We start from the raw sequence: 26,026 nt of genomic DNA on the forward strand, positions 1-26,026 counted from the left end.
TAAGTTAACCCGCGTATTTTGGAATAAATGGCCGTTAAATAGTGCTTAATTCCAAGGTAACATAATGAATTTTCTACCATTCTCACGGCCCTCGTTGGGTGAAGAAGAGTTAGCCGCCGTTAAATCGGTGTTTGAGTCGGGTTGGATCACCACCGGCCCGAAAAATGCCGAACTGGAAGAGGCTTTTTGCCAGCTAACTGGCAATCAGCATGCGATTGCTGTCAGCTCCGCCACGGCGGGGATGCACGTCACGCTGCTGGCGCTGGGCATCCAGCCTGGCGATGAGGTGATCACGCCTTCGCTGACCTGGGTTTCCACCATCAACATCATCACGCTGCTGGGTGCGACGCCGGTGATGATCGATATCGATCGCGACACCTTGATGTTAACGCCGGAGCTGATTGAAGCGGCGATCACGCCGCGTACGCGCGCCATCATTCCGGTGCATTACGCTGGCGCGCCCGCTGATGTGGATGCCATTCGCGCCATTGGTGAGCGCCATGGCATTCCGGTGATTGAAGATGCGGCGCACGCCGCAGGCTGTTATTACAAAGGAAAGCACGTTGGTCAGCAGGGCACGGCGATCTTCTCCTTCCACGCCATCAAAAACATGACCTGCGCCGAAGGTGGCTTGATTGTCACTGATGATGTGGCGTTGGCCGACCGCATGCGCAGCCTGAAATTCCACGGACTCGGCGTCGATGCGTACGATCGCCACACGCACGGCCGCAAGCCGCAGGCCGAAGTGATCATGCCGGGTTTCAAATACAACCTGCCAGATATCAGCGCAGCGATTGCTTTGGTGCAGCTGAAAAAGCTGCCCGCCATCAATCAGCGCCGCGCGGCGATTGCGCAGCGCTATCTCACTGAACTGGCGAATACGCCGTTTCTGCCGCTGGCGCAGCCAGAATGGCTACATCAACACGCGTGGCATCTGTTCATTATTCGCGTTGATGAGGCGCAGTGCGGCATCAGTCGTGATGCGCTTATGGAAACCTTGAAAGCACAGGATATCGGCACCGGGCTGCATTTCCGTGCCGCGCACACCCACAAATATTATCGCGAACGCTATCCGCAACTCTCGTTGCCGCACACCGAATGGAATAGCGATCGCATCTGCTCAATCCCGTTGTTCCCTGATATGCGCGATGAAGATGTCACGCGCGTGATTAGCGCATTACGTCAGATCGCTGGAGTTTGACATGCTGGAAGAAAAAACCATTCGCAAAGTTTCCGTGGTGATCCCGGTGTACAACGAAGAGGAGAGCCTGCCGGAGCTGGTGCGTCGTACCGATGCAGCCTGCGCAGGATTAAATCTGGCGTACGAGATTCTGCTGGTCGATGACGGCAGCAGCGATCGCTCGGGCGAGATGATTGCCGATGCCGCCGATATGCCGGGCAGCCATGTGGTTGGCGTGTTGCTGAACCGTAATTACGGTCAGCACTCGGCGATCATGGCGGGCTTTAGCCACGTCAGCGGCGATTTAATCATCACGCTGGATGCCGATCTGCAAAACCCGCCGGAAGAGATCCCGAACCTGGTGAAAGCGGCTAAGCAGGGTTATGACGTGGTGGGCACCGTGCGTCAAAACCGCCAGGACAGCTGGTTCCGTCGTCGCGCCTCACGCACCATCAATCATCTGATTCAGCGCGTCACCGGCAAAGCGATGGGCGATTACGGCTGCATGCTGCGCGCTTATCGCCGCCATATCGTCGATGCGATGCTGAACTGCCACGAACGCAGCACCTTTATTCCCATCCTCGCCAACACCTTCGCGCGCCGCACCACCGAGCTGCCGGTGGCGCACGCCGAGCGCGAATTTGGCGATTCGAAGTACAGCTTTATGCGGCTGATTAACCTGATGTATGACCTGGTCACTTGCCTGACCACCACGCCGCTGCGCTTGCTGAGCATCGTCGGCAGTTTGATTGCGCTGGCCGGTTTTGCCTTCTCGCTGATTCTGATTGTGCTGCGTCTGTTCCTCGGCGCGGTATGGGCCGGTGACGGCGTGTTCCTGCTGTTCGCGGTGCTGTTTATTTTTGTCGGCGCGCAGTTCATCGGTATGGGATTACTCGGCGAATACATCGGCCGCATTTACAACGACGTACGCGCCCGTCCGCGCTACTTCATCCAACGTGTGATTCACCCACAGCAAAACGCCTCATCTGTACAGGAAATTGAGCAATGAAAACTGTCGTCTTCGCCTACGCCGAAATGGGCTGTGCGGGTATTTCTGCACTTCTGAACGCTGGCTATGAAATCAGCGCTATTTTCACCCACTCAGACACAGGAACTGAGAGCCACTTTTTCGACTCCGTTGCGCGTTTAGCCGCTGAGCAGGGCATTCCGGTCTATGCGCCGGAGGATGTCAATCATCCGCTGTGGGTCGATCGCATTAAAACCATGGCACCGGATTACATCTTTTCCTTCTATTACCGCGCTTTGTTAAACGACTGCATTCTCAGCTGTGCGCGTTTGGGTGCCTTTAACCTGCACGGTTCGCTGCTGCCTAAATATCGTGGCCGCGCGCCGCTGAACTGGGTGCTGGTCAATGGCGAAACCGAAACCGGCGTAACGCTACACCGCATGGTGAAGCGCGCCGATGCCGGTGACATCGTGGCGCAACAGCGCGTGGCGATTGACGAGCAGGACAATGCGTTAACGCTGCATCGCAAGCTGGTTGCCTGTGCAACGCAGGTGCTGGAAGGCGCATTACCGGCGGTGAAACGCGGCGATATCGTTACCACACCACAAAATGAGCGCGAAGCCACGGTTGTGGGGCGCCGCACGCCAGAAGATGGCCGCATTAAATGGGAACAACCGGCGCACACGGTCAATAATCTGGTGCGCGCGGTGACCTATCCGTGGCCCGGCGCGTTCGCCTATGCCGGAACGGTGAAATTCGTGGTGTGGAAAAGTCGCGTACACAGCACTGAACATCAGGCCAAACCGGGTACCGTGCTTTCTGTTGAGCCATTCCTGATCGCCTGCGCTGAAGGCGCGCTGGAAGTGGTGACCGGTCAAAGCGATAACGGCGTGTTTATGAACGGCAGCCAGCTGGCGCAAAACCTCGGTATGGTGAAGGGCGCCTTGCTCTATTCTCAGCCAGTGGCGGCGGTGAAACGACGCACGCGCGTGCTGATTCTCGGCGTGAACGGTTTTATCGGTAACCACCTCACCGAGCGTCTGCTGCAGGATGATAACTTCGAAGTCTACGGTTTAGACATCGGTTCTGACGCCATCAGCCGTTTCCTCGATCAGCCACGCTTCCAGTTTGTCGAAGGCGACATCAGCATTCACTCAGAATGGATCGAGTATCACATTAAGAAGTGCGACGTGGTGTTGCCATTGGTGGCCATCGCCACGCCGATTGAGTACACACGCAATCCGCTGCGCGTGTTTGAGCTCGACTTTGAAGAGAACCTCAAAATCATTCGTGACTGCGTGAAGTACAAAAAGCGCATCATTTTCCCATCGACTTCCGAAGTGTACGGCATGTGTACCGATCAGCATTTCGATGAGGATCACTCTAATCTGGTGGTTGGGCCGATCAATAAACAGCGCTGGATATATTCGGTGTCTAAGCAGCTGCTGGACCGCGTGATTTGGGCTTACGGTGAGAAAGAAGGGCTGCGCTTTACGCTGTTCCGTCCATTTAACTGGATGGGGCCGCGCCTCGATAATCTGAATGCCGCGCGTATCGGCAGTTCTCGTGCTATCACGCAGCTGATCCTCAATCTGGTGGAAGGCTCACCAATTAAGCTGATTGATGGCGGTGCACAGAAGCGCTGCTTCACCGATATCCGCGACGGCATTGAAGCGCTGTTCCGTATCATCGAAAACAAACAGAACAACTGCGACGGCCAGATCGTCAACATCGGTAACCCGGATAACGAAGCCAGCATCAAAGAGTTGGCCGAGCGTCTGCTGGCGAGTTTCGAACGTCACCCGCTGCGCAGCAACTTCCCGCCGTTTGCCGGCTTCCGTGAAGTGGAGAGCAGCAGCTATTACGGCAAAGGTTATCAGGACGTGGAACACCGTAAGCCGTCGATCAAAAACGCGCGTCGTCTGCTGGACTGGACACCAACCGTAGAGATGGATACCACCATCGATAACACGCTGGACTTCTTCCTGCGCACCGTTGAGCTACAGGATAAACCATGAAGAAAGTCGGTTTGCGTGTCGATGTCGATACCTGGCGCGGCACCCAACTTGGCGTGCCGGCGTTACTGGAGCAATTCAGTTTGCATCAGCTGCAGGCCAGTTTTTTTTTCAGCGTTGGGCCGGACAATATGGGGCGCCACTTGTGGCGCCTGTTAAAACCGCGTTTCCTGTGGAAAATGCTGCGGTCGCGCGCCGCATCACTCTACGGCTGGGATATTTTGCTGGCCGGCACCGCCTGGCCGGGACGTGAGATTGGTCGCGGTCTGGAGGAGATCATCAGCGCCACCGCCGATCATCATGAAGTCGGTTTGCATGCGTGGGATCACTTTGCCTGGCAAACCTGGGCGGGCGTGTGGCCGCAAGAGAAACTGGTTGAGCAAATTGCGCGCGGTAAACAGGTGCTGGAAGCGATCATCGGTGACAATGTCACCTGTTCAGCGGTGGCGGGCTGGCGCGCCGATGGCCGCGTGGTGGCTGCCAAGCAGCAGTTTGGTTTCAGCTACAACAGTGATTGTCGCGGCAGCGGTCCATTTATACCGATTCTCAGTGATGGCAGCCCCGGCACGGTACAAATCCCGGTGACCTTGCCGACCTGGGATGAAGTGGTTGGGCAATCGGTGAGCGCGGAAGGTTTTAATGACTTCATCCTCGAGCAGATCCATACCGCAAGCGGTTCGCCGGTTTACACCATTCATGCCGAAGTGGAAGGGATTGTCGGGCTTGAGGCGTTCGCCGATCTGCTGAGACGTGCGGAGCAGCAAGACATTCAGTTCTGTCCGCTCAGCGCCTTGTTACCCGACGATCTCACTACGCTGCCACAGGGCAATATCGTACGCGGGCATATTCCCGGACGTGAAGGCTGGCTAGGCTGCCAGCGCTAATTTTTACAGGAACCACGGATGCGTACAGTCACTAAAACCGCGTTACCCCTCGCGCTCTTCGCGCTGTTTTACCTGATCCCGATTGAGTTCCGCGCCTTGTGGCAGCCGGACGAAACCCGCTATGCCGAAATCAGCCGGGAAATGCTATTTAGCGGCAATTGGGTAGTGCCGCACTTCTTCGATCTGCGCTACTTCGAGAAACCGATCGCCGGTTATTGGGTCAATAACCTCGGCCAGTTGCTGTTTGGTCACACTAACTTTGGCGTGCGCGCCGGATCGATTTTCAGCACCACGTTGAGCGCGGTATTGGTGTATTGGCTCGGCACGCAGATGTTCGCCAGCCGTAAAATCGCGCTTAGCGGCAGCATGATTTTTCTCACCTCGTTGCTGGTGTACGGCGTCGGCACCTACGCGGTGCTCGATCCGATCCTGATGCTGTGGCTGGTCGCGGCGATGTGCAGTTACTGGCTGGCGTCGCAGGCCAGTAGCACGCGGCAACGATTGATCGGATATGTGTTGCTGGGTGCGGCCTGCGCCATGGGCTTTATGACCAAAGGTTTTCTCGCGCTGGCGGTACCGGTGCTGGCGATTCTGCCTTGGGCCATTTGGCAACGTCGTTTTGGCGAATTGCTGCGTTGGGGACCGCTGACGATGGTGGTCGCCGCCTTGCTTAGTTCGCCGTGGGCGCTGGCGATCAATCAGCAGGAAGGCGATTTCTGGCACTATTTCTTCTGGGTCGAGCATATACAGCGTTTCGCCGAGTCGGACGCACAGCACAAAGCGCCATTCTGGTACTACATTCCGGTGTTGCTGGCGGGCACTTTGCCGTGGCTGGCGCTGCTGCCGGGATCGCTGATTGGCGCGTGGCGTCAGCGCAGCCAGCAAGCCGGGCCGATCTATTTATTGAGCTGGGTGCTGCTGCCGCTGCTGTTTTTCAGCATCGCCAAAGGCAAGTTGCTGACCTATATTCTGCCGTGTTTCGCACCGCTTGCGCTGCTGATGGCGCATTACGCACACAGCGGTTCGGCGCAGGTGATTAAAGCGTTAAAGGTAAACGGTTGGATCAATCTGCTGTTCGGTTTGATCACCACCATAGTGGTTTTAGTGGTGCTGGCACCCTGGGGCGTTGCGCATCGTCCGGTTTATAGCGGCGATGAAGGGATGGGCGTGCTCTGTGCGGCGCTCTCCTTTATAGGTTGGGCCGTGATGGGCTGGTTGAGCCGCAAGCCGGAGAAGGGTCGCTGGCAGTTAGCCGCGCTCTGTCCGCTGGCGCTGGCGTTACTGGTGGGATTTGCCATTCCTGACAAGGTGCGCGATGCCAAGCAGCCACAGAGTTTTGTTAGCGCGGTACACGATCAACTGGCGGATAGCCGTTATCTGCTGGCAAACAATCCCGGCGTGGCATCAGCGGTGGCTTGGGAACTGCAGCGCAGCGACATCAATTTCTACGATGCCAAAGGTGAGTTGCAATATGGCCTGAGCTACCCGGATGCACAGTCACACTATATTGATGCGGATAACTTTGCCGACTGGCTGCGTATCCATCGTCGTCTGGGCAAGGTTTCGCTGGTGTTGATGCTGAATGCCAGCGATAGCACGCCGGATAAAAACCTGCCGGAACCGGATGATGTCTATCGTCAGGGCCGCCTGATTTACTACGGCTACGATGCGAAACCATGAATCTGCTGCTGATTTTACTGGTGAGCGTGCTGAGCTGTGCCGCCCAACTGTGTCAGAAGCAGGCGGCCCATCACGGTATCAAAAAAGGAATTTTCTGGCTGGCGCTCAGCATCCTGCTGCTCGGTATCGGCATGCTGCTGTGGCTGGCGGTATTGCGCGTGGTGCCGGTGAGCGTGGCGTATCCGATGCTGAGTCTTAACTTTGTGTTGGTGGCGATCGCCGCGCGTCTGATCTGGCGCGAAACCTACAGCGTGCAGCAGTGGATCGGTACGTTGGCGATTGTTGCTGGCGTGGCGCTGATGGGAAGTCATCTATGAAAGGCGTGATGCTGGCGCTGTGCAGCGTGTTGCTGGTATCGCTGGCGCAGCTGGTGCTGCGGTTGGCGATGCTGGATTTCCCGCCATTAAGCGAATTGCTGAGTGTGCAGCACTGGAAACCGCTGCTGCTGTTGGCGATGGGCCTCGGGGCGTATGCGCTGTCGATGCTGTGCTGGATGCTGGCGCTGCGCCAGCTGCCGCTTAACCGGCTCTATCCGCTGCTCAGTTTGAGTTATGTATTGGTGTGGCTGGCCGCGATTTCCTTGCCGATTTTGGGCGAAAACTTCCGCTGGAGCAGCTTTGCTGGCGTGGTGCTGATCGTGTTTGGCTTGATGCTGGTTTCGCTGCCGCGCCGTAAGTGATGGTGTTTATTTATGCACATACCGTAGCGGCGCAATTTATTGCGCAATAAATTGCGCCGCTTCGGAAGGTGCAGTGATGTGACACGGCGCTTAATTGAAAGCCATTACGCCACTCATGGCGATCTTTTTTATTTATCCCCTCAAAGGCATCCCTAAATAAATACATCATCCTGATGTAAATCCATCAAAATAAAAATCCCAAAATGCTTGAACTCACAATTCGGAAAGCAAATTCCAAATAAAAATTAACATGAAATAAAAACACCGCTAGCGTGAGTGCTCTGTTTGTTCTGCCGTATTTCCTTAATTTTTTTCACCAGGAGGTATTATGGAAAGAGAACTTTATATATCCACTAACACCGCTTCCGGCCCCAATAGCACCACGCGCACCGAGCCATTTGTTAAAATTATTGCGCTGGTCGCCACGCTGGGTGGATTGCTGTTCGGCTACGATACCGGTGTAGTATCGGGCGCTTTACTCTTTATGCGTGACGATCTGCAGCTCACGCCTTTTACCACCGGGTTAGTCACCAGTTCACTGCTGTTTGGCGCCGCTTTTGGCGCGCTGCTCGCCGGTCATTTCGCGGACGCGCTGGGACGCCGCAAGATCATCATTTCTCTGGCCTTTATTTTTGCCCTTGGCGCCATCGGTTCGGCCTTCGCGCCGGATGTCATCTCAATGATCGCTTCACGTCTGTTCCTCGGTATCGCCGTCGGTGGCGCAGCGGCTACGGTGCCGGTGTATATCGCGGAAATTGCCCCGGCGAACAAGCGCGGTCAACTGGTGACCTTGCAGGAGCTGATGATTGTTTCAGGTCAGCTGCTGGCGTACGTGTCCAACGCCACTTTCAATGAAATCTGGGGTGGAGAACACACGTGGCGCTGGATGATCGCTATCTCAACTGTGCCCGCAGTATTGCTGTGGTTGGGCATGATCTTTATGCCGGAAAGCCCGCGCTGGCATGTAATGCGCGGTAATAGCCAGCAAGCACGCAAAGTACTGGAGAAAACCCGCGCGGCCGATGACGTCGAATGGGAGCTGGAAGAGATCGAAGAAACCATCGAAGAGAACCGGCAACAGGGCAAAGGCCGCCTGCGCGATTTGCGTACGCCGTGGCTGCGCAAAGTGTTCCTGCTTGGTATCGGCATCGCGGCGATTCAGCAGCTGACCGGCGTCAACACCATCATGTATTACGCGCCTACCATGCTGACGGCAACCGGCTTGAGCAACGATGCCGCGCTGTTCGCCACCATCGCCAACGGCGTGATTTCGGTGCTGATGACGCTGATCGGTATCTGGATGATCGGCAAAATCGGCCGTCGTCCGCTGGTGCTGATTGGTCAGATGGGTTGCACCGCGTGCCTGTTTTTTATCGCCGCGGTGTGCTTCTTCATGCCGGAATATCACCCGGCGGGTGACGTCAATCTGCTGCGCGCCTATCTGGTGCTGGCGGGCATGCTGATGTTTCTGTGCTTTCAGCAAGGCGCGTTGTCGCCGGTTACCTGGCTATTACTTTCCGAGATCTTTCCAGCGCGGATGCGCGGTATTTGCATGGGCGGCGCGGTATTTGCGTTGTGGATGGCCAACTTCGCCATTTCCATGGCGTTCCCGTTGCTGTTGGCGGCATTTGGTCTGGCCGGTGCCTTCTTAACCTTTGCCGTGATTGGTATTGGGGGATCGATGTTCGTGTTGCGCACCATCCCGGAAACCAAAGGACGCAGCCTGGAACAGGTCGAGCACTATTTCCATGAGTTGTACAAATGATGTTGCATTGATGTAAATCAATCAAGGTTCTGGCAGAGCAGCAAAACAACATCGCTTACTATAGCAAGATATCGACGCGACATAACAAAACAGAAGCTAATAAATATTACTCTTTCAGGATAGAACACACCATGACCTACAAAATAAGCCATGACCGACTCTGCGTTAATCGTAAAATCGCGCCTAATCTTAGTCTCGAGCGTTTTTTCTCGCTGGTTGAAAAGCTGGGGTTAAATAAAGTCGAAATCCGCAATGATATGAAAAGTGGTAGCGTGACCGATAATTTAACAGGCGAAGAATTTCGCCATCTCGCGACTCAGCATGCTTTTACTATTGAAACTATTAATGCGGTTTATCCGTTTAACCAATTAAGCGATGAGGTGCTGGAGAAAACGCGCGCTTTATTAAAAGACGCGCGTGCCACCGGTGCGAAAGCGTTAGTCCTTTGCCCACTGAATGACGGCACCGTTATTTCCCAGCAGCAAACCGTCGATGCGTTAAAAACGCTGGCGCCACTGTTTGCCGAATATGGCATTGCCGGTCTGGTGGAACCGCTCGGTTTCCCGCAAAGCTCGCTGCGTTCAGCGGCGCTGGCACAGCAGCTGATCAAACAAGCCGGCGCGCCGTTCAAAATCGTACTGGATACCTTTCACCATCATTTGTACGAAGGGGCTGAACAAGACTTTGCTGGCGGCATCGACGTCAACAATATCGGGCTGGTGCATTTGTCCGGCGTGACCGACGCGCGCCCAACGCATCAGTTAACCGACGAAGAGCGCATCATGTTAAGCGCCGACGATATGCTGAAATCGAAACAACAAGTGCAGCGTCTGGAAGAGATGGGCTATCGCGGTATTTACGCTTTCGAACCGTTTTCGTCGGTGATGGATAACTGGAGCGAAGAACAAATTGCTCGTGAAATCCACTCCAGCATTGCTTACCTGAATAACTAAGGAACACTTCCATGACGCTCAATATCGGTGTAATTGGCACGGGCGCGATCGGTCGCGAACACATTCGTCGTTGCAGCCAGGTGCTGCAACATTCGCGTGTGGTGGCGCTGAATGACATCAACCGCAGCAACTGCGAGCAGATCATCCACGATCTCGGCATTCAGGCGGAGATTTACGACAACGCACATGATCTGATTAACGCGCCAGAGGTGCAGGCGATTCTGGTCACCTCGTGGGGCCCAACCCATGAAGAGTTTGTGCTGGCAGCGATCAAAGCCGGCAAGGCGGTGTTCTGTGAAAAGCCGCTGGCGGTCACCGCGCAGGGTTGTATGAACATCGTGGAAGCGGAAATCGCCGCCGGTAAGAAGCTAGTGCAGGTCGGCTTTATGCGTCCTTACGACGCGGGCTACCGCGCGCTGAAGGCGGTGATTGAGAACGGTGACATCGGCGAACCGCTGATGCTGCACTGCGCGCATCGCAATCCCGAAGTCGGCGATTCCTACACTACTGATATGGCGATCACCGATACGCTGATTCATGAGCTCGATGTGCTGCGCTGGTTGCTGAAAGATGATTACGTTAGTGCGCAGGTGATCTACCCGCGCTCAACCAGTAAAGCCGCTTCGCATCTGAAAGACCCGCAAATCGTGCTGCTGGAAACCGCCAAAGGCGTGCGCATCGACGTCGAAATCTTCGTGAACTGCACATACGGCTACGATATTCAGTGTGAAGTGGTCGGCGAAAGCGGTATTGCGCGCCTGCCTGAACCGATGTCGGTACAGACGCGCAGCGCGGCCAAACTCTCCACCAGCATTCTTACCGACTGGAAAAAGCGTTTCATCGATGCCTATGACGTGGAGTTGCAGGACTTCATCAATAACGTGTTGTCGGGTGAGATGAGCGGCCCGTCTGCGTGGGATGGCTTCGCTGCGGCGGTTGCTGCCGATGCCTGTGTTGCGGCGCAAAAATCCGGAGACATCGTACCGGTCACTATGCCAGCGAAACCGGCGTTTTATAACTAAGTTGCTTTCCCTTCCTTAAACGCGCGTCAGGTTGAACTGGCGCGCGTATTATCGCGTATCACACTCTCTTCTCAGCGTTTTCCCGTGTATCATCGCCGCCTTTAAGATGCTTTGTAGGGAATAAGTGATGACGGAGATGACATTGTCCCGCCGCCAGCCTTCCGTATGGTGGGGCGCGATGATTATTTGCGGCACCGTGGTGGGCGCAGGGATGTTTACGCTGCCGGTGGTGATGGCGGGCGCGTGGTTTGGCTGGGCGATGATGTTACTGCTGATCAGCTGGGGCGGCATGTTGCTGTCCGGCTTGTTGTTTATGCGCGTCAGCCTCACGTATCCGCCGGGCGCTGGATACGACACTTTAACCAAAGATTTGCTTGGACGCGGCTGGGCGGCGCTGAACGGCCTCAGCATCTTATTCGTCCTTGGCATCCTGACATACGCCTACATTTCAGCCAGCGGCCCGGTCTATCAGCACTCAATCAGTCAGTTGGGATTACCCATCTCAACTGCAGAAGCCAAGGTGTTGCTGACGCTGTGCGTCGCCGTCGTCGTTTGGCTCGGTACGACGGGCGTCAGTCGCTTGATGACCTTCTGCGTGCTGGCGAAAATTCTGCTGTTGATCGTGCTGTTTGGCGGCCTTCTGACGCAGGTGAACGTGCCGTCGTTACTGAGCGGACCCGCTGCCGGTGAACGTTACTGGCCTTATGCACTCGGCGTGCTGCCGTTTTGTCTCGCTTCGTTTGGTTACCACGGCAACATCACCGGTCTGGTGAGCTATTACGGCGGCAATAAGCAGAACATCACGCGGGCTTTGGTGTTGGGAACGCTGCTGTCGCTGGCGCTGTATCTGTTTTGGCTAACCAGCACCATGGGAAATCTACCGCGCGCCGCGTTTCCTGAGATTGTGAAGCAGGGCGGCGATATCGCTGCGCTGATGGCGGCGCTGCGTGCGCATCTGCACGTCAATGCGCTGGCGCTGATGATGTCGATCTTCTCGCATTTCGCCGTGATTGCCTCATTCCTTGGCGTCACCGCCGGTCTGTTTGATTTCATCGCCGATCGTCTGGGATTCGGGAATTCATCTGTCGCACGCCTGAAAACCGCCAGCCTGACTTTCCTGCCGCCGTTACTTGCCTCGATTTGGTGGCCGAATGGCTTTGTCGCCGCGATTGGTTTTGCCGGACTGTTTGCTACCTTGTGGGCGGTGATCATCCCCGCGCTGCTGGCATGGAAATCTCAGCAACGCTGTTCGCTGGCGGTAGCTTTTCTGTTGGTGTTTGGCGCGATGAATATATTGGCCTGGCTGTTGAGCTGGTTTGGGGTGTTACCGGAATTTGGTGGATGAGATGAGTCGCCAGAAATGGCGACTCGACTTTCAACCGCTACCTGATTAAAACAATTACTCTTTGTTGGCTACCAACGTGCCTTTCAGGCCGTGCGGCTCGGAGCGCAGATACTGCGGTGGCGCTTTGGCCTGCGCACCCAATTCAGCGGCGGCATGCCACGGCCAGCGCGGGTCGTAAAGTACTGCGCGCGCCAGCGCGATCAAATCTGCGTCACCTACCTGTAATGCTTGTTCTGCCTGCTTGGGTTCCGTAATCAAGCCTACGCCAATCACCGGAATCTTTACCTGTTTGCGGATGTCGCGTGCAAAAGGCAATTGATAACCGGGACCAACCGTGATTTTCTGCTGCGGTGACAAGCCGCCGCTGGAGACGTGCACATAATCGCTGCCCGCCGCTTCGAGTTGCTTGCTGAAGACAATCGACTGCTCAACATCCCAGCCACCGTCAACCCAATCCGTTGCCGAGAGGCGCACACCTACCGCCACTGAATCTGGCACGGCGCTGCGCACCGCATGGAACACTTCCAGCGGGAAACGCAGACGATTCTCCAGCGAGCCGCCGTACTCATCCTCACGCTGGTTACTCAGTGGCGACAGGAACTGATGCAGCAAATAGCCGTGCGCAGCATGCAGTTCAATCAACTGGATACCGAGTTTCGCCGCACGCTGCGCGCTGTCAACGAAGGCCAGTTTCAGGAGCTCAAGATCCTGTTTACTTAGCACAACCGGTGCGCGATCTTCAGGATTAAAGGCTTGCGCGGATGGTGCAACGGTTTGCCAGCCGCCTTGCTCCAGCGACAGCTGATTGCCGCCCAGCCACGGCGCGGCGCAGGACGCTTTACGTCCGGCGTGACCGAGTTGAATACCAATGGGAATATCAGAGTAGTGACGGATATCTTGCAGAACGCTGGCTAAAGCCGCTTCCGTTGCATCATCCCACAAGCCTAAATCACCCGGAGAAATACGTCCGGCGGCTTCCACTGCTGTCGCCTCAATGATCAGCAAACCGGCGCCGGAAAGTGCCAGTTGCCCGAGATGAATGCGGTGCCAGGCGCTGGCTTTGCCATCCTCCGCAGAGTATTGGCACATCGGCGCGATGACGATGCGATTATCGAGCGTTAACTTACCCAGTTGCGTCGTACTAAACAGTAAACTCATTGAAACCTCATCTTCAGTGGCTGAATGGCTTTAAGCTTAGGGCGAAAAGCGCATTTTGCAGAGGGCTATGAGTTTGAATGTTGTAGCAAAAAGTAAGTTAAGCGGAATGTGCCGCCGCAAGTCGAAACGCATCAGACATTTTTTCCTGCTCACGTTGTGATAACCCCAAATGTCTGGCGACTATGCGCCATTGCGCAACAATGCTGCTGAATTTTTCAATGATAGTTTCGGCTTCACGTGCCTTCAGCCGGAAATAGGGCGCAACTTCCCGCGCCAAATCGAGATCAAGCGCATTATCAGCTGCCGTCACATTTAATTTTAGGCCATCAGCATAGGGCACTGGATTGAGATCGAAGGCGGCAGATAACCGCCAGCCCTTGTCTGGAACCAGAATAAATCCATGATTACGCAGATGATCATCGCTGTTAGAAACCAGCATATTAAAGACTATCCGCGACCACAGCTCGCGTAAATCAGCATTGGTTTGGGAGCCATGACGAATCAATACTTCTGCCAGTTCGAGATAACTCACTCCGGTGGACGCATCTTCGCCATCAATATGGCCAGTCATGGTCATCGCGGAGGCAAAGTGCAGACGCTTTCCTTCGGGCGTGCGATCGAAACGGCGCACCATGAAACAGTGATAATCGCTGGCAAATTTTTTCGCCATCGCAGCGGCAACGTCAAGTTCACAAGCCGTAGCGAGAGCATTGACGACCATTTCCCATCCACCCACATCATATTCATCGCGGATGCTGGGGAACTTGGCGATAAATAGCTGACCTTCCTCATCAACTACACTGGCTTTGGGCCGTGCGCCACCCAGAGAACCGCCTGGAGCGATCAACATCCTGAGCCATTCATGTCCCTGAGCAGCACGGTTATCCGGATCGCTTTCCAGCGCGCGGCTTGCACGTTCAAGTGCTGCGATTTCAGTAAATGGGGGAGTCGCAATTTCCAATCTGTTATCAAGAAATTCCCCCTGATCCTCCAGCCGGTAACGTAAAGCACCCACGCGATACAGGTCATGAACCCCCAGTAAAAAATCGGATTCAAACATGCGCGTGCCGGAAGGCAATAATCCGCCACGGATATCGCGTTCCAGACGACGCTCCATCAATAAGCGTCCCCATCTGTCGGGGCTGGAATCGCCAAACACACCAAATCCAGCACGATTGTTGGCAGGATATTGTGGCCCTTCGAATAAGTGGATGCCGGGATCTAACTGGATCAACATCAAATCGGGATCGCTTAGCGCTTGCGGATCATATTGAAATTCAAAAGATTCACGCGCCCGGCTGCGGCGAATATGCAGATAACCGAGACGTTTTGGTTGCTTGAGTCCGTTCCAGTCGGCGTAGACGCTAATCATGGTCATTGTCGGGTCCTATTTTTTCTTCCCTGAAATTAGCAGTGAGGCGAGGCCGGCAGAGGTGACTGTCTGAGCGTTTTTTTGCTCAACTCCGCGCTCATTAGCCTCAGCTACCTGCGTGCTGTTCTCACCCTCATCAACCTTATACGCTGATTTAGCTGCAAATAATTTAGTCGTTGAGGTAAGACGTGCATCCTGCAGTTGGCGACCCAAAGTATCCTCAGCAGCCAGCAGATTGAGATCCTGTTCGAGTCCTAACACCTGCATCACAGCCAGATAGGCTCCGATAGTCACACCCGCGCTACCCGCTTCAAGCGAACGCAACGTCATCGGGGTCATTCCCGCGCGTTCCGCCACCTGTTTAGCCGTCAGTTTTCTTCTTTTACGAGCGAGTTTTAATCGCTCTGCAAAAGCGGCAAGCATTTCGCTCGTTTGAGGAAGAAGCAGAGAAGTTCGCTGTGCCATTGTGTCACTATTTTATCTTTAAATGGGGTTAATGGATAAAATATTAGCACTTTGTCGATCTGCATTCCATTTTTAATGATTAAAATAAAAACGAAAAAGTGCTAATAAATTATCACTTAATGAACCTAAAAGATAAAATATTAGCACTTCAATTTAAAACGCCGCCGATCGCCAGCCGCGCACTTTATCATTGCCGGTGCGCACCGCCAGTGAATGCGCTGCACGTTGCGAACGCGCCATCACCTCTTTTTGATTGAGCTGGGTAAACTCACCATTCCGCAGCAGATAAGCGCCATCAACAAACACATCGCTGACCTCGTGGCCGAGCGCCGAGTAGACCAACGATGAAACCGGATGATGGATTGGCGTCATCGCCGGATGCGAAGTATCAACGATCACCACATCGGCGCGTTTGCCGACTTCCAGCGAACCCACCAGATGTTCAAGTCCAATTGCCCGCGCACCGTCGATAGTGGCCATCTCCAGCACTTTTTCCGCCGTCATAATGGTGGGATCGCGGTGCACGCCTTTTTGCAGCAGCGCCGCCACTTTCATCGCCTGAAAAAGATTGTGATTGTTGCTACTGGCGGGGCCGTCTGAACCCAAACCAACGGTTAGGCCGGCAGCCAGCATCTCGGGAATAGGCGGCACGCCGGAAGCGAGGTAGAGATTGCTGCAGGGATTGTGCGACACGCGCGTGTCATGGTGTTTGAGTGCGCGGATGTCGCGCGAATTGCACTGCACGCAATGCACCGCCAGCACATCCGGGCCAAGAAAGCCGATATCGCTGAGGAATTCGGTATCGCTGGCCTGAAAACGCAGCTTCGCCTGCTCGATCTCAAAATCGGTTTCCGCCACATGCGTAGTGATCAGCACGCCGGTTTCATCCGCCAGCTGGCGCGTGCCGCGCAGCACTTTCTCATCCAGCGCCCAAATCATGCTTGGTGCCAGACCGACTTTTACCCGGCCATCGACCTGGTGATAACGATCGATCACCGCGCGCGCATCGGCCAGCGCCTGTTCAGGCGTTTCGATCAGTTCAGCAGGAATGCCGTGCTCAGCGCCGCTGGTGAGAAAACCGCGACACACATGACCGCGAATGCCGCTGACTTCAAAGGCCTCGATCACTTTGTCGGTTAATCCTGGGCGCGGATGCGCGTACATAAAATCGACCAGCGACGTGACGCCCGAACGCAGTGATTCCATGCAGCCGTGCAGCGCGGCGGCGTAAACATCTTCTTCTGTCAACGCCACGGCGCTGGGTCCGGTCATGCAGGTGAACCACTTTTTCAGCACCATGTCATCGCCGAGACCTTTCAGCAGCGTCTGAAACAGATGCGTATGCGTGTTCACCATGCCCGGCATAATAATGCGTTCGCGGCAGTCGATAATTTCCGCTTCAGGATAGCGCTGCTGCAAAGCGTCGCGCGTGCCGATGGCGCGAATGGTCTTATCTTCAATCAGCAAACTGGCCTGTTCCAGAATCTCGCGTTGCGGATTCATAGTGATCATCCAGCCGTCAGCCAGCAGATAACTCATGAGGCGTTCTCCAGTTGCTGCTGTAATTCAGCGGCATTAACCACAAAACCAAAGCATTGCTGAACGTTATACAGCGTGGCATCGCGGCAATAAGCCGGCGAGGTGGTGGCGCTGCAATCTTCCAGCAGCAGGCAGTCGTAACCGCGAAAGTTGGCATCCTGTAAGGTGCAAAGCACGCACTGATCGACATTAACACCGGCAAACAGCAGCGTGGTGACGTTGAGATTGCGTAGAATGCTGTCGAGTTCGCTGTCCTGAAATCCGGACATGCGGTATTTGTTGACGCGAATGTCATTGGCATCCGGCGTCAGTTCGTCCACCACTTCCGCCGCCCAACTGCCGGCCTGCAACACCGGCGCGCCGGAAACCGGCAGCGGATCGCCTAATCCCACGCCATCACCATTCGGGTTATAGACGTGCAGCAGCGCGGGGCTGAGATTGAGTTTATCAGCGCGATTGCCCCAGTTGAGCCAAATCACCGGCACCTGTGCAGCGCGCAGCGTCGGCAGCAAGGCTTGCAGCGGCGCAATTGGCGCGCGCGCGGGCGTGACATCGACGCCGATATGCCCGAGCCAGCCTTCGGCATGACAGAAATCGTTCTGCATATCAATCACCAGGATAGCCGTGCGCTGCAGATCAAAAATCACTGAACGTTCACGCGATGTAAGCTGCACGCTGCGCGACGCCTGCGCTGGACGCCGCGTATCAACCACTTGCGCTGAAACGCGCCATTGATTGTGTCGGCTGCTGCCTAAAACGTTCTCCGGCATATCAGGCTCCCGTTAATACGCGAATATCTTCTGCATCGAGCGTGACAGGGTCACCGCTACGAATCAGTTCAGAGAAGCCTTCATTCGGCGTCATCACCGTCAGCGTATAGAGTTTGCTGTTGCCGGTATTACGAATGGCGTGATCGTTGCCCGGATGCAGCAGCAGGGAATCGCCTTTCCTTATCTCAAGTTCATCATCGTTACAGCGCGCCACGCCTTCGCCGTGTAGTACATAAAAGAACTCGTGCGCGGTGGCGTGTTCATTCGGTGGCGTAGCACCGCCGACGTTGAAAATCTCCAACACGAAAATGTTCTCAATGCCGTCTAACGGCTTGTCGAACAAGATGGCGAAATAGTTGCTGCTGTCCGCACTGATACGGAACGCCTTAACATCCGCAAGATTGTTGAAACGAAACGATTTCATAAATTATTCCTTTCGATAAGGCTGCGTTAATGAGCCGGGTTGCAATGTGCGTCCCACCACGCCGGACATCGCCAGAATGGTGAGCAAGTAAGGCAGCGCCAGCAGCACCTGCGGCGGCAGCATGTTTTCAAACAGCTGTAGCGAGAGTTGCAGGGCATCTGCAGCGCCAAAGATAAAAGCGGCGACCAGCGCTTTAAGCGGGCTCCAGCGTCCAAAGATGACAATCGCCAGCGCGATAAAACCTTGTCCACTGACGATGTTGTCGCGGAACAGGCCGATCTGCGCCGTGACCAGATAGCTGCCCGCCAATCCGGCGCCCACGCAGGAGAACAGCACGCCCCACGTGCGAATCTTCAACACGTTGAGCCCGGCGGCATGTGCCGCGCGCGGGTTTTCGCCCACCGCACGCAGCGACAGGCCAAAGCGGGTGTGAAACAGACCAAAGTGCGCCAGCACCGCCAGTAGCAAAGTGAGATAGAGCGGCAGCGGCTGCTGGAACAGAATCGGGCCAATAAACGGCAGCGAAGAGAGCAGCGGCACATGCCAGGGTTCGAGCATTGGGATGGTAGGCGAGGATGCATTGCCCATCACCAGCGCGTAAATCCAGGTGGCTAATCCCGCTGCCAATATATTGAAGACGATGCCCACCACAATCTGGCTGGCATGGGCGCGCAGGTAGAGCGCCGCCAGCACGCAGCCAACCAGCAGTCCGCCGACGCCACCGGCGATAAAGCCCAGCGCGGTCGATCCGCTCTCAACCGCCGTCATGTAGCTGGAAAGCGCGCCCAGCAGAATAGTGCCTTCAATACCGATATTCAGTACGCCGGAGCGTTCGGCATAGATTTCACCGAGCGCCGCCAGTAATACCGGACCGGCAAGGCGCACTGCGGCGGCTAGCCAGCTGACGAAAAAGGCGGTATCGAGATTCATCCACAGATTCATGAGTGTTCCTCCGCCAGATGGCTGCGCGATTTACGCCCGCCGGGCAGGTTGATGCGGTAATAGCGCATCAGATCGCCCGCCAGAATCAGTAGCACCACCAGACTTTGCAGAATCAGCACCACCGATGTGGGCAAGCCAGTTTGACGCTGCATGGCGCTACCGCCCACTTCCAGCCCGCCGTAGAGAATGGCGGTTGGGATCACCAGCAGCGGATTGAGGCGTGCCAGCAAAGCCACCACCACGCCGATAAAGCCGACGCCGCCGGAAATGCCTTCCATCAGGCGATGTTGCACGCCTAATACCGCGCACAATCCCGCCAGTGCCGCCAATCCGCCGCCGAGCAGCACCGCGCCCATTTGGCGGCGATTGACATCCACGCCGCCGTAGCGCGCCGCGCGCGGATTCAGCCCGGCGATTTTGATTTCGAAACCGGCGGGCGTAGCACGCATCAGCCAGAAGACAAACAGCGTGGCGACTAGCGCGATGGCGATGCCCCAATGTGCGCGCATGCCGTTCATCACAAACGGCAGCCAGCTCTCCACCGGCAAACGTGGCGTCTGCGGCAGATCGCCCGGCGCGCGCATTGGGCCGGAAACCAGATACTGCACCATGAACAGCGCCACATAGTTGGCCATCAGCGAAATCAGCACATCGTTGCCGCCAAATTTCACCCGTAACGCACCAACCCAACCGGCCCAAAGCGCACCCGCGAGGAAGGCGGTAATCAGCACCATCGGCCAATAGAGCAGCGCGGGAATCGCCCACGGAAAGCCCTGCGGCGTACCCGACAGCGCGATCCAGCTGGCCGCCGTGGCACCTAGCAGAAAACAGCCTTCGAAGCCGATATAACCGAGCCCGGCGCGCCACACCACGATGGTTGCCAGCGCGATCAGCATCAGCGGCGTGGATTGCACCAGGCTGAGACCGAAGCTGCGCAGCGAGCCAAAAGCGGCATCAAACAGGAAGCCATAAGCCGAGAGCGGATTGCCACCAAACGGGATAAACAGCAAGCCGGCAATGATGAAAGCGGCAAGGATGCCGCAAAAACTGGTTAACATCAGTGCGCCGCTGGATTCGGCGGGCGCCAGACGTCGCTCAAGCAGCTTCTTCATGGTTGCCTCCGGTTTTTTTCAGGTGCGCGCCCGCCATCAGTTCGCCGAGGCGTTCTGGCGTGGCGTCGGCGGCGTCCATTTCTCCGGCAATCTGGCCGCTGTACATCACCGCGATGCGATCGGAGAGATTGATGATCTCCTCCAGCTCGGCGGAGATCATCAGAATGGCGCAGCCGCGATCGCGCGCCGCCATCAAACCTTGCCACACGCTCTCAATCGCGCCGACATCCAGCCCGCGCGTAGGCTGTTCAACCACTAATAAGCAGGGATTGCTGGCGACTTCGCGCCCGAGAATCAACTTTTGCAGGTTACCGCCGGAGAGTTTTCCGGCTTCGAAATCGGCATCCGGCGTGCGTACCGCAAAGCGGGCGATGATGTCGCGCGCATGCTGGCTAATGCGCTGGCGGTCCAGCAGCCAGCCGCCCGCGCGGGTAAAGGTGCGCTGGCGGCCAAGCATGGCGTTATCAGTAATCGATAAATCGGTCACCGAACCGACGCCACGCCGATCCGCCGGAATAAAACTGATGCCTTTATGGCGGCGCGTAGCGGGGGAATCGTCGCTGATGTCTTCGCCATTCAGCAGAATGCGGCCTGCTTCCAGTTCACGCAGGTTAAGGAGCGCTTCCGCCAGCTCCGATTGACCGTTGCCTTCCACACCGGCAATGCCGAGGATTTCGCCAGCGGCGACGTTGAGCGACACGCGCCAGATTTTCTGCTGGCCGCTGGCATCACGCACCGCAATGCTATCCACCTGCAACACGGTTTTGCCCGGCTGGCACGGCGTTTTTTCTACGCGCAGCACCACATCGCGCCCAACCATGCGGCGTGCCAGATCGCGCTCCGAGGTGTCTTTAATATCCACCGAATCCACCATTTTGCCGCCGCGCATCACCGAAACGTGATGGGCAATCGCCATGATTTCATACAGTTTGTGAGTGACAATCACTACCGAACGGCCTTCTGCGCACAGTGATTTCAGGGTAGCGAAGAGGCCGGCTTTCTCCTGCGGCGTCAGCACCGCCGTCGGTTCGTCGAGAATCAGCACCTGCGCATCACGGTACAACAGCTTGAGGATCTCCACACGTTGCTGCACGCCAATCGGCAAATGCTGCACTTTCGCCCAGGGATCGATCGCCAGCCCGTGTTTATCCGACAGCGCCTGCAAACGCGCCGCCGCCGCGCGCAGATCAAGTACGCCGCTAGCGCCTTCTTTCAATCCCAGCACCACGTTTTCCACCACGCTCATCGGCTGCACCAGCATGAATTCCTGATGCACCATGCCAATGCCGCAGGCGATAGCATCGCTGGGATCGCGAAAACGCTGCGCCTGGCCATCCACCTCAATGCTGCCTTCATCGGCCTGATACAGGCCGTAAAGGATTTGCATCAGCGTGCTTTTTCCCGCGCCGTTTTCCCCTAGCAGCGCGTGGATTTCGCCGGCTTTAATGCTGAGCGACACGTCATCATTGGCCACCACGCGCGCAAAGCGTTTGGTGATGTTTTTCAGCGCGACGCGGATATTTGCTATTGCTGTCATGATGGTTAAACCACTGGCTTCAGCGCGCCGCTATCAAGCTGCTGCCAGATCTGCTGGAAGCTAGCCCATGCGCTGGCACTCACCAGTTTGGCGTTGTAATGTTCGCTGCCATTGACCACCGACCAGGCTTTGCCAACGGTGGGATGCCATTCGTCGCCGCCTTTAAAGGTTTTATTCGCCACCGACTCGCCAACCTGTTCCACCATCCAGTCGAGGTTCTGGCGGAAGCTGCAGGCAACATAATCGGGCGCGACATCACGCTGATCGACATAGCAGCCGATAGCTTTGACTTTCGCCGCTGCCGCGCCTTGCATCGCGCCGAGGCCGGTGACGTCTGCGGCATGCCAAATCACATCCGCGCCGTTGCCAATCATGGTGGTGGCAGCTTCACGGCCTTTGGCGGCGTTGTCGTAATCGCCGGTCACCATGCCCATGCCTTTGATGCCCGGACGGGTTTTCTCAGCAGCCTGAATAAAGGCGCGCATCATTGCCTGCTGCGTGGGATTATCTCCGCCGCCGACAAAACCAACCGCTTTGCCTTTTTCGGAAATCAGCGCCGCCAGCGCACCGGCGGCATAGGCGCCTTGCAGATAGGCGAGGTTGACGTATTCCACGTTGTCCGGTGATTTTTCGCCTGGCTTGAAGGTGGACGCGAAGAAGTAGGTATCAGGATATTCCGGCGCGATTTCGGCAAACGCCGAGCCGTATTCAAAGCTGTGGCCAATGATCAGCGTGTAACCGTCATCGGCGTAGCCACGTATGGTTTGATCCATCTGCGCCTGCGACACGCTTTCGCTGTGCGCCACGCTGAAACCGGCTTTTTGCAGGCTCTGCAATCCGGCATACGCCAGCGAACTCCAGCCGCCATCGGCAACCGAGCCGGGCAACAGCAGGGCGATTTTTATGGTGTTATTCGCCGCCATCGCTTTGCGCGACAACATCGGTGCCAGCGCGGGTAACAACAGTGCGCCAGCCACTAACTTCGCAAACTTTCTGCGGGATACGTCTGCCATCATGTGTTCTCCTGGTGTGGTTTTGATGTATTAATCACCGGAAGAGCATTATCTTAAAAGCATCATTTTTAGTACTTACCGATGCCTAAAAGGCAACGCAGGGGGAATATGCTGCAACATCGTTTGTTTGTGTATATCGATCAGGTGGCGCGCAGCGGTTCAATTCGCAAAGCGGCTGAACGGCTACACATCTCCGCGTCGGCGATTAACCGCCAGCTGATTGCGCTGGAAGAGGAGCTTGGCACGCCGCTGTTTCAGCGTTTGCCGCGCAAAATGATCCTTACCGCCGCCGGTGAAGCGCTGATTCATCATGTGCGGCAGAGCTTTAAAGAGATTGAAATCGCGCAGATGAAAATCGAAGAGCTGAAAGGACTGCGGCGCGGCGAAGTGACGGTGGCGATGATGAGTGGATTAGCGGCGAACCTGATTCCGCGCGTGGCAGCGGAGTTTCGCCGCGCCAATCCGCGGGTGAAATTGCTGCTGCAACAACTCACCACCGGCGAGAACATCACTAACGCGGTGGCAAGTGGCGAGGCCGATTTGGGGATTGGATTTGATTTCGACTTGCAGCCGGTGCATCGCAATATTGCCAGCGTGCCGGTGCGATTGGGCGCGGTGGTGGGCGCGGGGCACCCGCTGGCGGAGAAATCCAGTTTGCGTTTGAGTGATTGCTTGCCTTATCCGGTGGTGATTGCCGACAAATCGATGGTGATTCGGCCTTACCTAAATGAAGTGTTCGCGCGTGCCTCGATCAATATGCAGCCAGTTATTGAAACCAATTCGATCGAGGTAATGCGCCAGTCGGCGATGATGGATCAAACTCTCACGTTTCTCACGCCGATTGACATTGAATCTGACCAACGCAGCGGCCGGTTAATCTATATTCCGGTGCGCGAACTGGCGCAGCACACGCAAACGCTGATGTTGATCGGCCACGATCGCGGTACCAGCGCGATTGGTAGCGTGTTCGCCGAAACCATTAAAGGGATGATGTCGGAATTGCGTTAATCGTAGGGTGCGCATTAATGCGCACTTGGTCACCTTACATGGCGACCCTACGAGAATGCGGTGCGATCGGTCAGGAAATGAATATCGAAATCGTTCACTTCGCGTGCCAGCTTCAGCAGCGCATGTGCAGCACTATCGGTGGCAATCGCACCGCGCTCAGCATCCGCCGCTGCGGCGTTGCCGGTAGCACCAGACAGATGCAGATCCTGCGCCATCCAGCCAAAACCAATGCCGCCTTCCGGCGTTAAAATACCGCCGGTCGCTTCAAGCGCCACCGAAGTGGAAACGAAATGAGCGGCGTGCTGCATCTGCACCAGTTCAGGGTGCAAATGCAGCATCATGCTGGTTTCTGATTCACCGCCGTGAATGCCGTGATTAAGTTCATGCGCGCTGTAGAGATCCGATGCATCAATGGTACGGAACCAGCTGGCGCTGACGGCAAACATGCCCAGTTCGATGCGCAGCTGGCGACAGACGATCTCCATCAGCTGCGGCTGTCCGCCGTGCGAGTTCCAGAAAATCAGCTTGCGAATTCCGGCGCGCCAGGCGCTTTTTGCGACTTCGAACCACACTTTGCCTAACACGTCATACGGCAGCGAAAGGGTGCCGGGATAGGCAAGATGTTCATCCGATTTACCCATCGGCAGCGCGGGCAGCACCAGCAAAGGAAGATCGTCGGGCAATAATTCCACCGCGCGTTGAATAATGCCGGCGTTGATCGCCGCATCCACACGCACCGGCAGATGCGGGCCATGTTGTTCAACTGCGCCAATCGGCAGCACGGCGACGATATTCGCCATATCAAGTTCACTGAATTCCCGGGTTGAGAGATCCCACCACCAGGGCGAAGACGGTTTGAGCATGTTGACCTCCATTTTTTAACCCCAACATAGCGGGTTAATAGTGCAATGGAAGCAACAAAATTCGCACTTAGCGTTGCTTTAAAGGCAATGGTCATAAGCAGGTCGCCATGAATGATCGGCGACCCAACAAGAGCGGCGTTACTTCTGATTTTTACTGGTGAATTCCTGATAATTTTCTGTGGTCACCGTCTGGTATGGCACCCAGTTGTAGGCTTCGGTCTTTTTACCGCTCAGCATGTCGTAAGCCACATCGACTGCACCGGTCGCCTGGCCTTTCGCATCCTGGAAGATCGTCACCGCCATTTTGCCGTTCTTAATAAATTGCAAACCATCCGGCGTACCGTCGATGCCGGCGACTAACACATTGCTTTTCTTCAACTGATCGAGCGCCATAATCGCCCCGATCGCCATTTCATCGTTGTTCGCAATAATGGCATTGATGTCATTACCATCCTGCAACCATGACAGGGTTTTATCGACCGCTTCGTTGCGCTGCCAGTTGGCGCTCTGTTTCTGGATCACTTTCAGGCCGGGATGATCCTTCACATAATCTTCAACCGCTTTGGTGCGCTGACGTGCTTCTTCGGTGGAGAGGGCGCCCATCAGAATGGCGATATTTCCTTTGTTATCAAGACGTTTGGCTAAGGCTTCGATCTCCATCTTGCCGCTTAACGCCGAATCTGAACCGACGTAAGCCATTTTGCCGGTCAGTTTCACTTCGGGTTTACGGTTCACGAAGATCAGCGGGATATTGGCTTTTTGCGCGGCGGCGATCACCGGCATTACGCCTTGAGTATCCACCGGGTTGATGATGATCGCGTCTGCGCCCTGATTGATGAAATCATCCACCTGCTGGATTTGCAGAGATACATCGCCTTTGGCATCGGCAAATTGGCTGTTAAGCCCTTTATCTTTAAGCTGCTTTTCCATCTGGCTTCGTAAGATGGAAACAAAATTGAGATCGAGATTAGCCAGAGCGACGCCAACCATGTAGGTTTTCGCCTGGGCAGTGAACACACTGAGCAAACCGCAGATAAGCATTAGTACTTTGAATAATTTCATTTTTTTATCTCTGTAGGGGAGGTTTCAATTATTTTGCATCCGGGTGCAAAATCAACGGGATGAGTCCCGCTGATTGACATCATGTTCAGACGGACAACGCGATGTGCTGCATTCACTCTCTGGCACGGTTGAAAAATAGTCAACGCAGCAAAAAGCGATTTCATCACCACGATCACAAAATCATCACGATTTGCACCCGAGTGCATTACAAAAATGCAACCGGGTGCAAAGTTTTTCAAAGTCGCCTCTTGCTTACCTGAGGAATCGCTTT

Annotated in this window: 25 protein-coding genes; 12 read left to right on the top strand and 13 right to left on the bottom strand. The window is 55.6% G+C overall.

From position 1 onward, the window contains the following. The first annotated feature begins 64 nt into the window (after nt 1-64). From arnB to PO881_RS23070, 11 genes are all read left to right on the top strand, one after another. Nucleotides 65-1,201 carry a UDP-4-amino-4-deoxy-L-arabinose aminotransferase gene (arnB, locus tag PO881_RS23020; protein WP_280173099.1) on the top strand — a complete coding sequence of 379 codons (1,137 nt, stop codon included), beginning with the start codon at nt 65-67 and terminating at the stop codon, nt 1,199-1,201. A 1-nt stretch (nt 1,202) separates the two neighbouring features. Next, nucleotides 1,203-2,189 (top strand): undecaprenyl-phosphate 4-deoxy-4-formamido-L-arabinose transferase, encoded by a 987-nt coding sequence (arnC, locus tag PO881_RS23025; RefSeq protein ID WP_110866936.1) that lies wholly within the window; start codon nt 1,203-1,205, stop codon nt 2,187-2,189. Then, the gene (gene arnA / locus PO881_RS23030) at nt 2,186-4,165 is read left to right on the top strand and encodes a bifunctional UDP-4-amino-4-deoxy-L-arabinose formyltransferase/UDP-glucuronic acid oxidase ArnA (protein WP_280173100.1); all 1,980 of its coding nucleotides are present in this window, start codon (nt 2,186-2,188) and stop codon (nt 4,163-4,165) included. The genes arnC and arnA overlap by 4 nt, the downstream gene beginning before the upstream one ends. Further along, on the top strand, nt 4,162-5,046 hold the full coding sequence (gene arnD, locus PO881_RS23035) for a 4-deoxy-4-formamido-L-arabinose-phosphoundecaprenol deformylase (protein WP_280173101.1): 885 nt from the start codon (nt 4,162-4,164) through the stop codon (nt 5,044-5,046). Before arnA ends, arnD begins: the two co-directional genes overlap by 4 nt. 18 nt (nt 5,047-5,064) lie before the next feature. Further along, the gene (gene arnT / locus PO881_RS23040; RefSeq protein WP_280173102.1) at nt 5,065-6,726 is read left to right on the top strand and encodes a lipid IV(A) 4-amino-4-deoxy-L-arabinosyltransferase; all 1,662 of its coding nucleotides are present in this window, start codon (nt 5,065-5,067) and stop codon (nt 6,724-6,726) included. Beyond that, nucleotides 6,723-7,043: a 4-amino-4-deoxy-L-arabinose-phosphoundecaprenol flippase subunit ArnE gene (gene arnE / locus PO881_RS23045; RefSeq protein ID WP_280173103.1), complete on the top strand. Its 321-nt coding sequence runs from the start codon at nt 6,723-6,725 to the stop codon at nt 7,041-7,043. The genes arnT and arnE overlap by 4 nt, the downstream gene beginning before the upstream one ends. Further along, complete coding sequence (gene arnF, locus PO881_RS23050) at nt 7,040-7,405, top strand: 4-amino-4-deoxy-L-arabinose-phosphoundecaprenol flippase subunit ArnF (RefSeq protein ID WP_277974961.1); 366 nt, start codon at nt 7,040-7,042, stop codon at nt 7,403-7,405. The genes arnE and arnF overlap by 4 nt, the downstream gene beginning before the upstream one ends. A gap of 328 nt (nt 7,406-7,733) precedes the next feature. Beyond that, nucleotides 7,734-9,170: a sugar porter family MFS transporter gene (locus tag PO881_RS23055; protein WP_280173104.1), complete on the top strand. Its 1,437-nt coding sequence runs from the start codon at nt 7,734-7,736 to the stop codon at nt 9,168-9,170. A gap of 131 nt (nt 9,171-9,301) precedes the next feature. Beyond that, nucleotides 9,302-10,123, top strand: coding sequence for a TIM barrel protein (locus PO881_RS23060; protein ID WP_280173105.1), 822 nt, complete (start codon nt 9,302-9,304; stop codon nt 10,121-10,123). A gap of 11 nt (nt 10,124-10,134) precedes the next feature. Then, a complete protein-coding gene (locus tag PO881_RS23065; protein WP_280173106.1) occupies nt 10,135-11,145 on the top strand; it encodes a Gfo/Idh/MocA family oxidoreductase in 1,011 nt (336 codons plus the stop codon). A gap of 127 nt (nt 11,146-11,272) precedes the next feature. Further along, complete coding sequence (locus tag PO881_RS23070; RefSeq protein WP_277974963.1) at nt 11,273-12,490, top strand: aromatic amino acid transporter; 1,218 nt, start codon at nt 11,273-11,275, stop codon at nt 12,488-12,490. Nucleotides 12,491-12,544: 54 nt separating this feature from the next. On the opposite strand, the gene PO881_RS23075 is transcribed toward PO881_RS23070, so the two are convergent. The 10 genes from PO881_RS23075 to PO881_RS23120 form a co-directional block, all read right to left on the bottom strand. Then, entirely contained in the window at nt 12,545-13,648 is a 1,104-nt protein-coding gene (locus PO881_RS23075) for an NADH:flavin oxidoreductase/NADH oxidase (RefSeq protein ID WP_280173107.1), read from the bottom strand. 97 nt (nt 13,649-13,745) lie between these two features. Beyond that, on the bottom strand, nt 13,746-15,026 hold the full coding sequence (locus PO881_RS23080; RefSeq protein WP_277974964.1) for a HipA domain-containing protein: 1,281 nt from the start codon (nt 15,024-15,026) through the stop codon (nt 13,746-13,748). Nucleotides 15,027-15,035: 9 nt separating this feature from the next. Further along, nucleotides 15,036-15,485, bottom strand: a complete 450-nt coding sequence (locus PO881_RS23085) for a helix-turn-helix transcriptional regulator (RefSeq protein ID WP_280173108.1) — start codon at nt 15,483-15,485, stop codon at nt 15,036-15,038. A gap of 153 nt (nt 15,486-15,638) precedes the next feature. Then, complete coding sequence (locus tag PO881_RS23090; RefSeq protein ID WP_280173109.1) at nt 15,639-17,024, bottom strand: amidohydrolase; 1,386 nt, start codon at nt 17,022-17,024, stop codon at nt 15,639-15,641. Beyond that, complete coding sequence (locus PO881_RS23095; protein WP_192412961.1) at nt 17,021-17,794, bottom strand: isochorismatase family cysteine hydrolase; 774 nt, start codon at nt 17,792-17,794, stop codon at nt 17,021-17,023. The genes PO881_RS23090 and PO881_RS23095 overlap by 4 nt, the downstream gene beginning before the upstream one ends. 1 nt (nt 17,795) lies before the next feature. Next, nucleotides 17,796-18,218, bottom strand: coding sequence for a cupin domain-containing protein (locus tag PO881_RS23100; protein ID WP_280173110.1), 423 nt, complete (start codon nt 18,216-18,218; stop codon nt 17,796-17,798). 3 nt (nt 18,219-18,221) lie between these two features. Beyond that, a complete protein-coding gene (locus tag PO881_RS23105; RefSeq protein WP_280173111.1) occupies nt 18,222-19,160 on the bottom strand; it encodes an ABC transporter permease in 939 nt (312 codons plus the stop codon). Then, nucleotides 19,157-20,272, bottom strand: coding sequence for an ABC transporter permease (locus tag PO881_RS23110; RefSeq protein ID WP_280173112.1), 1,116 nt, complete (start codon nt 20,270-20,272; stop codon nt 19,157-19,159). The genes PO881_RS23105 and PO881_RS23110 overlap by 4 nt, the downstream gene beginning before the upstream one ends. Further along, complete coding sequence (locus PO881_RS23115; RefSeq protein ID WP_280173113.1) at nt 20,256-21,809, bottom strand: ABC transporter ATP-binding protein; 1,554 nt, start codon at nt 21,807-21,809, stop codon at nt 20,256-20,258. The genes PO881_RS23110 and PO881_RS23115 overlap by 17 nt, the downstream gene beginning before the upstream one ends. A 5-nt stretch (nt 21,810-21,814) precedes the next feature. Further along, on the bottom strand, nt 21,815-22,825 hold the full coding sequence (locus PO881_RS23120) for a BMP family protein (protein WP_280173114.1): 1,011 nt from the start codon (nt 22,823-22,825) through the stop codon (nt 21,815-21,817). A gap of 105 nt (nt 22,826-22,930) precedes the next feature. On the opposite strand from PO881_RS23120, the gene PO881_RS23125 reads away from it, so the two are divergent. Next, nucleotides 22,931-23,830, top strand: a complete 900-nt coding sequence (locus PO881_RS23125) for a LysR family transcriptional regulator (protein WP_101761485.1) — start codon at nt 22,931-22,933, stop codon at nt 23,828-23,830. 47 nt (nt 23,831-23,877) lie between these two features. On the opposite strand, the gene PO881_RS23130 is transcribed toward PO881_RS23125, so the two are convergent. The 3 genes from PO881_RS23130 to PO881_RS23140 form a co-directional block, all read right to left on the bottom strand. Continuing rightward, the gene (locus PO881_RS23130) at nt 23,878-24,693 is read right to left on the bottom strand and encodes a creatininase family protein (protein ID WP_280173115.1); all 816 of its coding nucleotides are present in this window, start codon (nt 24,691-24,693) and stop codon (nt 23,878-23,880) included. Nucleotides 24,694-24,831: 138 nt separating this feature from the next. Then, nucleotides 24,832-25,755 carry a substrate-binding domain-containing protein gene (locus PO881_RS23135; RefSeq protein ID WP_280173116.1) on the bottom strand — a complete coding sequence of 308 codons (924 nt, stop codon included), beginning with the start codon at nt 25,753-25,755 and terminating at the stop codon, nt 24,832-24,834. Next, nucleotides 25,752-25,994 carry a hypothetical protein gene (locus PO881_RS23140; protein WP_280173117.1) on the bottom strand — a complete coding sequence of 81 codons (243 nt, stop codon included), beginning with the start codon at nt 25,992-25,994 and terminating at the stop codon, nt 25,752-25,754. Before PO881_RS23140 ends, PO881_RS23135 begins: the two co-directional genes overlap by 4 nt. Nucleotides 25,995-26,026: the final 32 nt, after the last annotated feature.

The organism is Pantoea sp. SS70 (assembly GCF_029866845.1).
Taxonomy (GTDB): Bacteria; Pseudomonadota; Gammaproteobacteria; order Enterobacterales; family Enterobacteriaceae; genus Pantoea; species Pantoea leporis.

Excerpts from the sequence above, each read along its gene's own strand:
- PO881_RS23130 (WP_280173115.1), bottom strand. The coding sequence starts at position 24,693 with ATGCTCAAACCGTCTTCGCCCTGGTGGTGGGATCTCTCAACCCGGGAA.
- PO881_RS23070 (WP_277974963.1), top strand. The coding sequence starts at position 11,273 with ATGACGGAGATGACATTGTCCCGCCGCCAGCCTTCCGTATGGTGGGGC.
- arnA (WP_280173100.1), top strand. The coding sequence starts at position 2,186 with ATGAAAACTGTCGTCTTCGCCTACGCCGAAATGGGCTGTGCGGGTATT.
- PO881_RS23100 (WP_280173110.1), bottom strand. The coding sequence starts at position 18,218 with ATGAAATCGTTTCGTTTCAACAATCTTGCGGATGTTAAGGCGTTCCGT.
- PO881_RS23095 (WP_192412961.1), bottom strand. The coding sequence starts at position 17,794 with ATGCCGGAGAACGTTTTAGGCAGCAGCCGACACAATCAATGGCGCGTT.
- arnE (WP_280173103.1), top strand. The coding sequence starts at position 6,723 with ATGAATCTGCTGCTGATTTTACTGGTGAGCGTGCTGAGCTGTGCCGCC.
- PO881_RS23105 (WP_280173111.1), bottom strand. The coding sequence starts at position 19,160 with ATGAATCTGTGGATGAATCTCGATACCGCCTTTTTCGTCAGCTGGCTA.
- arnC (WP_110866936.1), top strand. The coding sequence starts at position 1,203 with ATGCTGGAAGAAAAAACCATTCGCAAAGTTTCCGTGGTGATCCCGGTG.
- arnD (WP_280173101.1), top strand. The coding sequence starts at position 4,162 with ATGAAGAAAGTCGGTTTGCGTGTCGATGTCGATACCTGGCGCGGCACC.
- PO881_RS23125 (WP_101761485.1), top strand. The coding sequence starts at position 22,931 with ATGCTGCAACATCGTTTGTTTGTGTATATCGATCAGGTGGCGCGCAGC.
- PO881_RS23075 (WP_280173107.1), bottom strand. The coding sequence starts at position 13,648 with ATGAGTTTACTGTTTAGTACGACGCAACTGGGTAAGTTAACGCTCGAT.
- PO881_RS23055 (WP_280173104.1), top strand. The coding sequence starts at position 7,734 with ATGGAAAGAGAACTTTATATATCCACTAACACCGCTTCCGGCCCCAAT.
- arnT (WP_280173102.1), top strand. The coding sequence starts at position 5,065 with ATGCGTACAGTCACTAAAACCGCGTTACCCCTCGCGCTCTTCGCGCTG.
- PO881_RS23110 (WP_280173112.1), bottom strand. The coding sequence starts at position 20,272 with ATGAAGAAGCTGCTTGAGCGACGTCTGGCGCCCGCCGAATCCAGCGGC.
- PO881_RS23060 (WP_280173105.1), top strand. The coding sequence starts at position 9,302 with ATGACCTACAAAATAAGCCATGACCGACTCTGCGTTAATCGTAAAATC.
- arnF (WP_277974961.1), top strand. The coding sequence starts at position 7,040 with ATGAAAGGCGTGATGCTGGCGCTGTGCAGCGTGTTGCTGGTATCGCTG.
- PO881_RS23135 (WP_280173116.1), bottom strand. The coding sequence starts at position 25,755 with ATGAAATTATTCAAAGTACTAATGCTTATCTGCGGTTTGCTCAGTGTG.
- PO881_RS23085 (WP_280173108.1), bottom strand. The coding sequence starts at position 15,485 with ATGGCACAGCGAACTTCTCTGCTTCTTCCTCAAACGAGCGAAATGCTT.
- arnB (WP_280173099.1), top strand. The coding sequence starts at position 65 with ATGAATTTTCTACCATTCTCACGGCCCTCGTTGGGTGAAGAAGAGTTA.
- PO881_RS23065 (WP_280173106.1), top strand. The coding sequence starts at position 10,135 with ATGACGCTCAATATCGGTGTAATTGGCACGGGCGCGATCGGTCGCGAA.
- PO881_RS23080 (WP_277974964.1), bottom strand. The coding sequence starts at position 15,026 with ATGACCATGATTAGCGTCTACGCCGACTGGAACGGACTCAAGCAACCA.
- PO881_RS23120 (WP_280173114.1), bottom strand. The coding sequence starts at position 22,825 with ATGATGGCAGACGTATCCCGCAGAAAGTTTGCGAAGTTAGTGGCTGGC.
- PO881_RS23090 (WP_280173109.1), bottom strand. The coding sequence starts at position 17,024 with ATGAGTTATCTGCTGGCTGACGGCTGGATGATCACTATGAATCCGCAA.
- PO881_RS23115 (WP_280173113.1), bottom strand. The coding sequence starts at position 21,809 with ATGACAGCAATAGCAAATATCCGCGTCGCGCTGAAAAACATCACCAAA.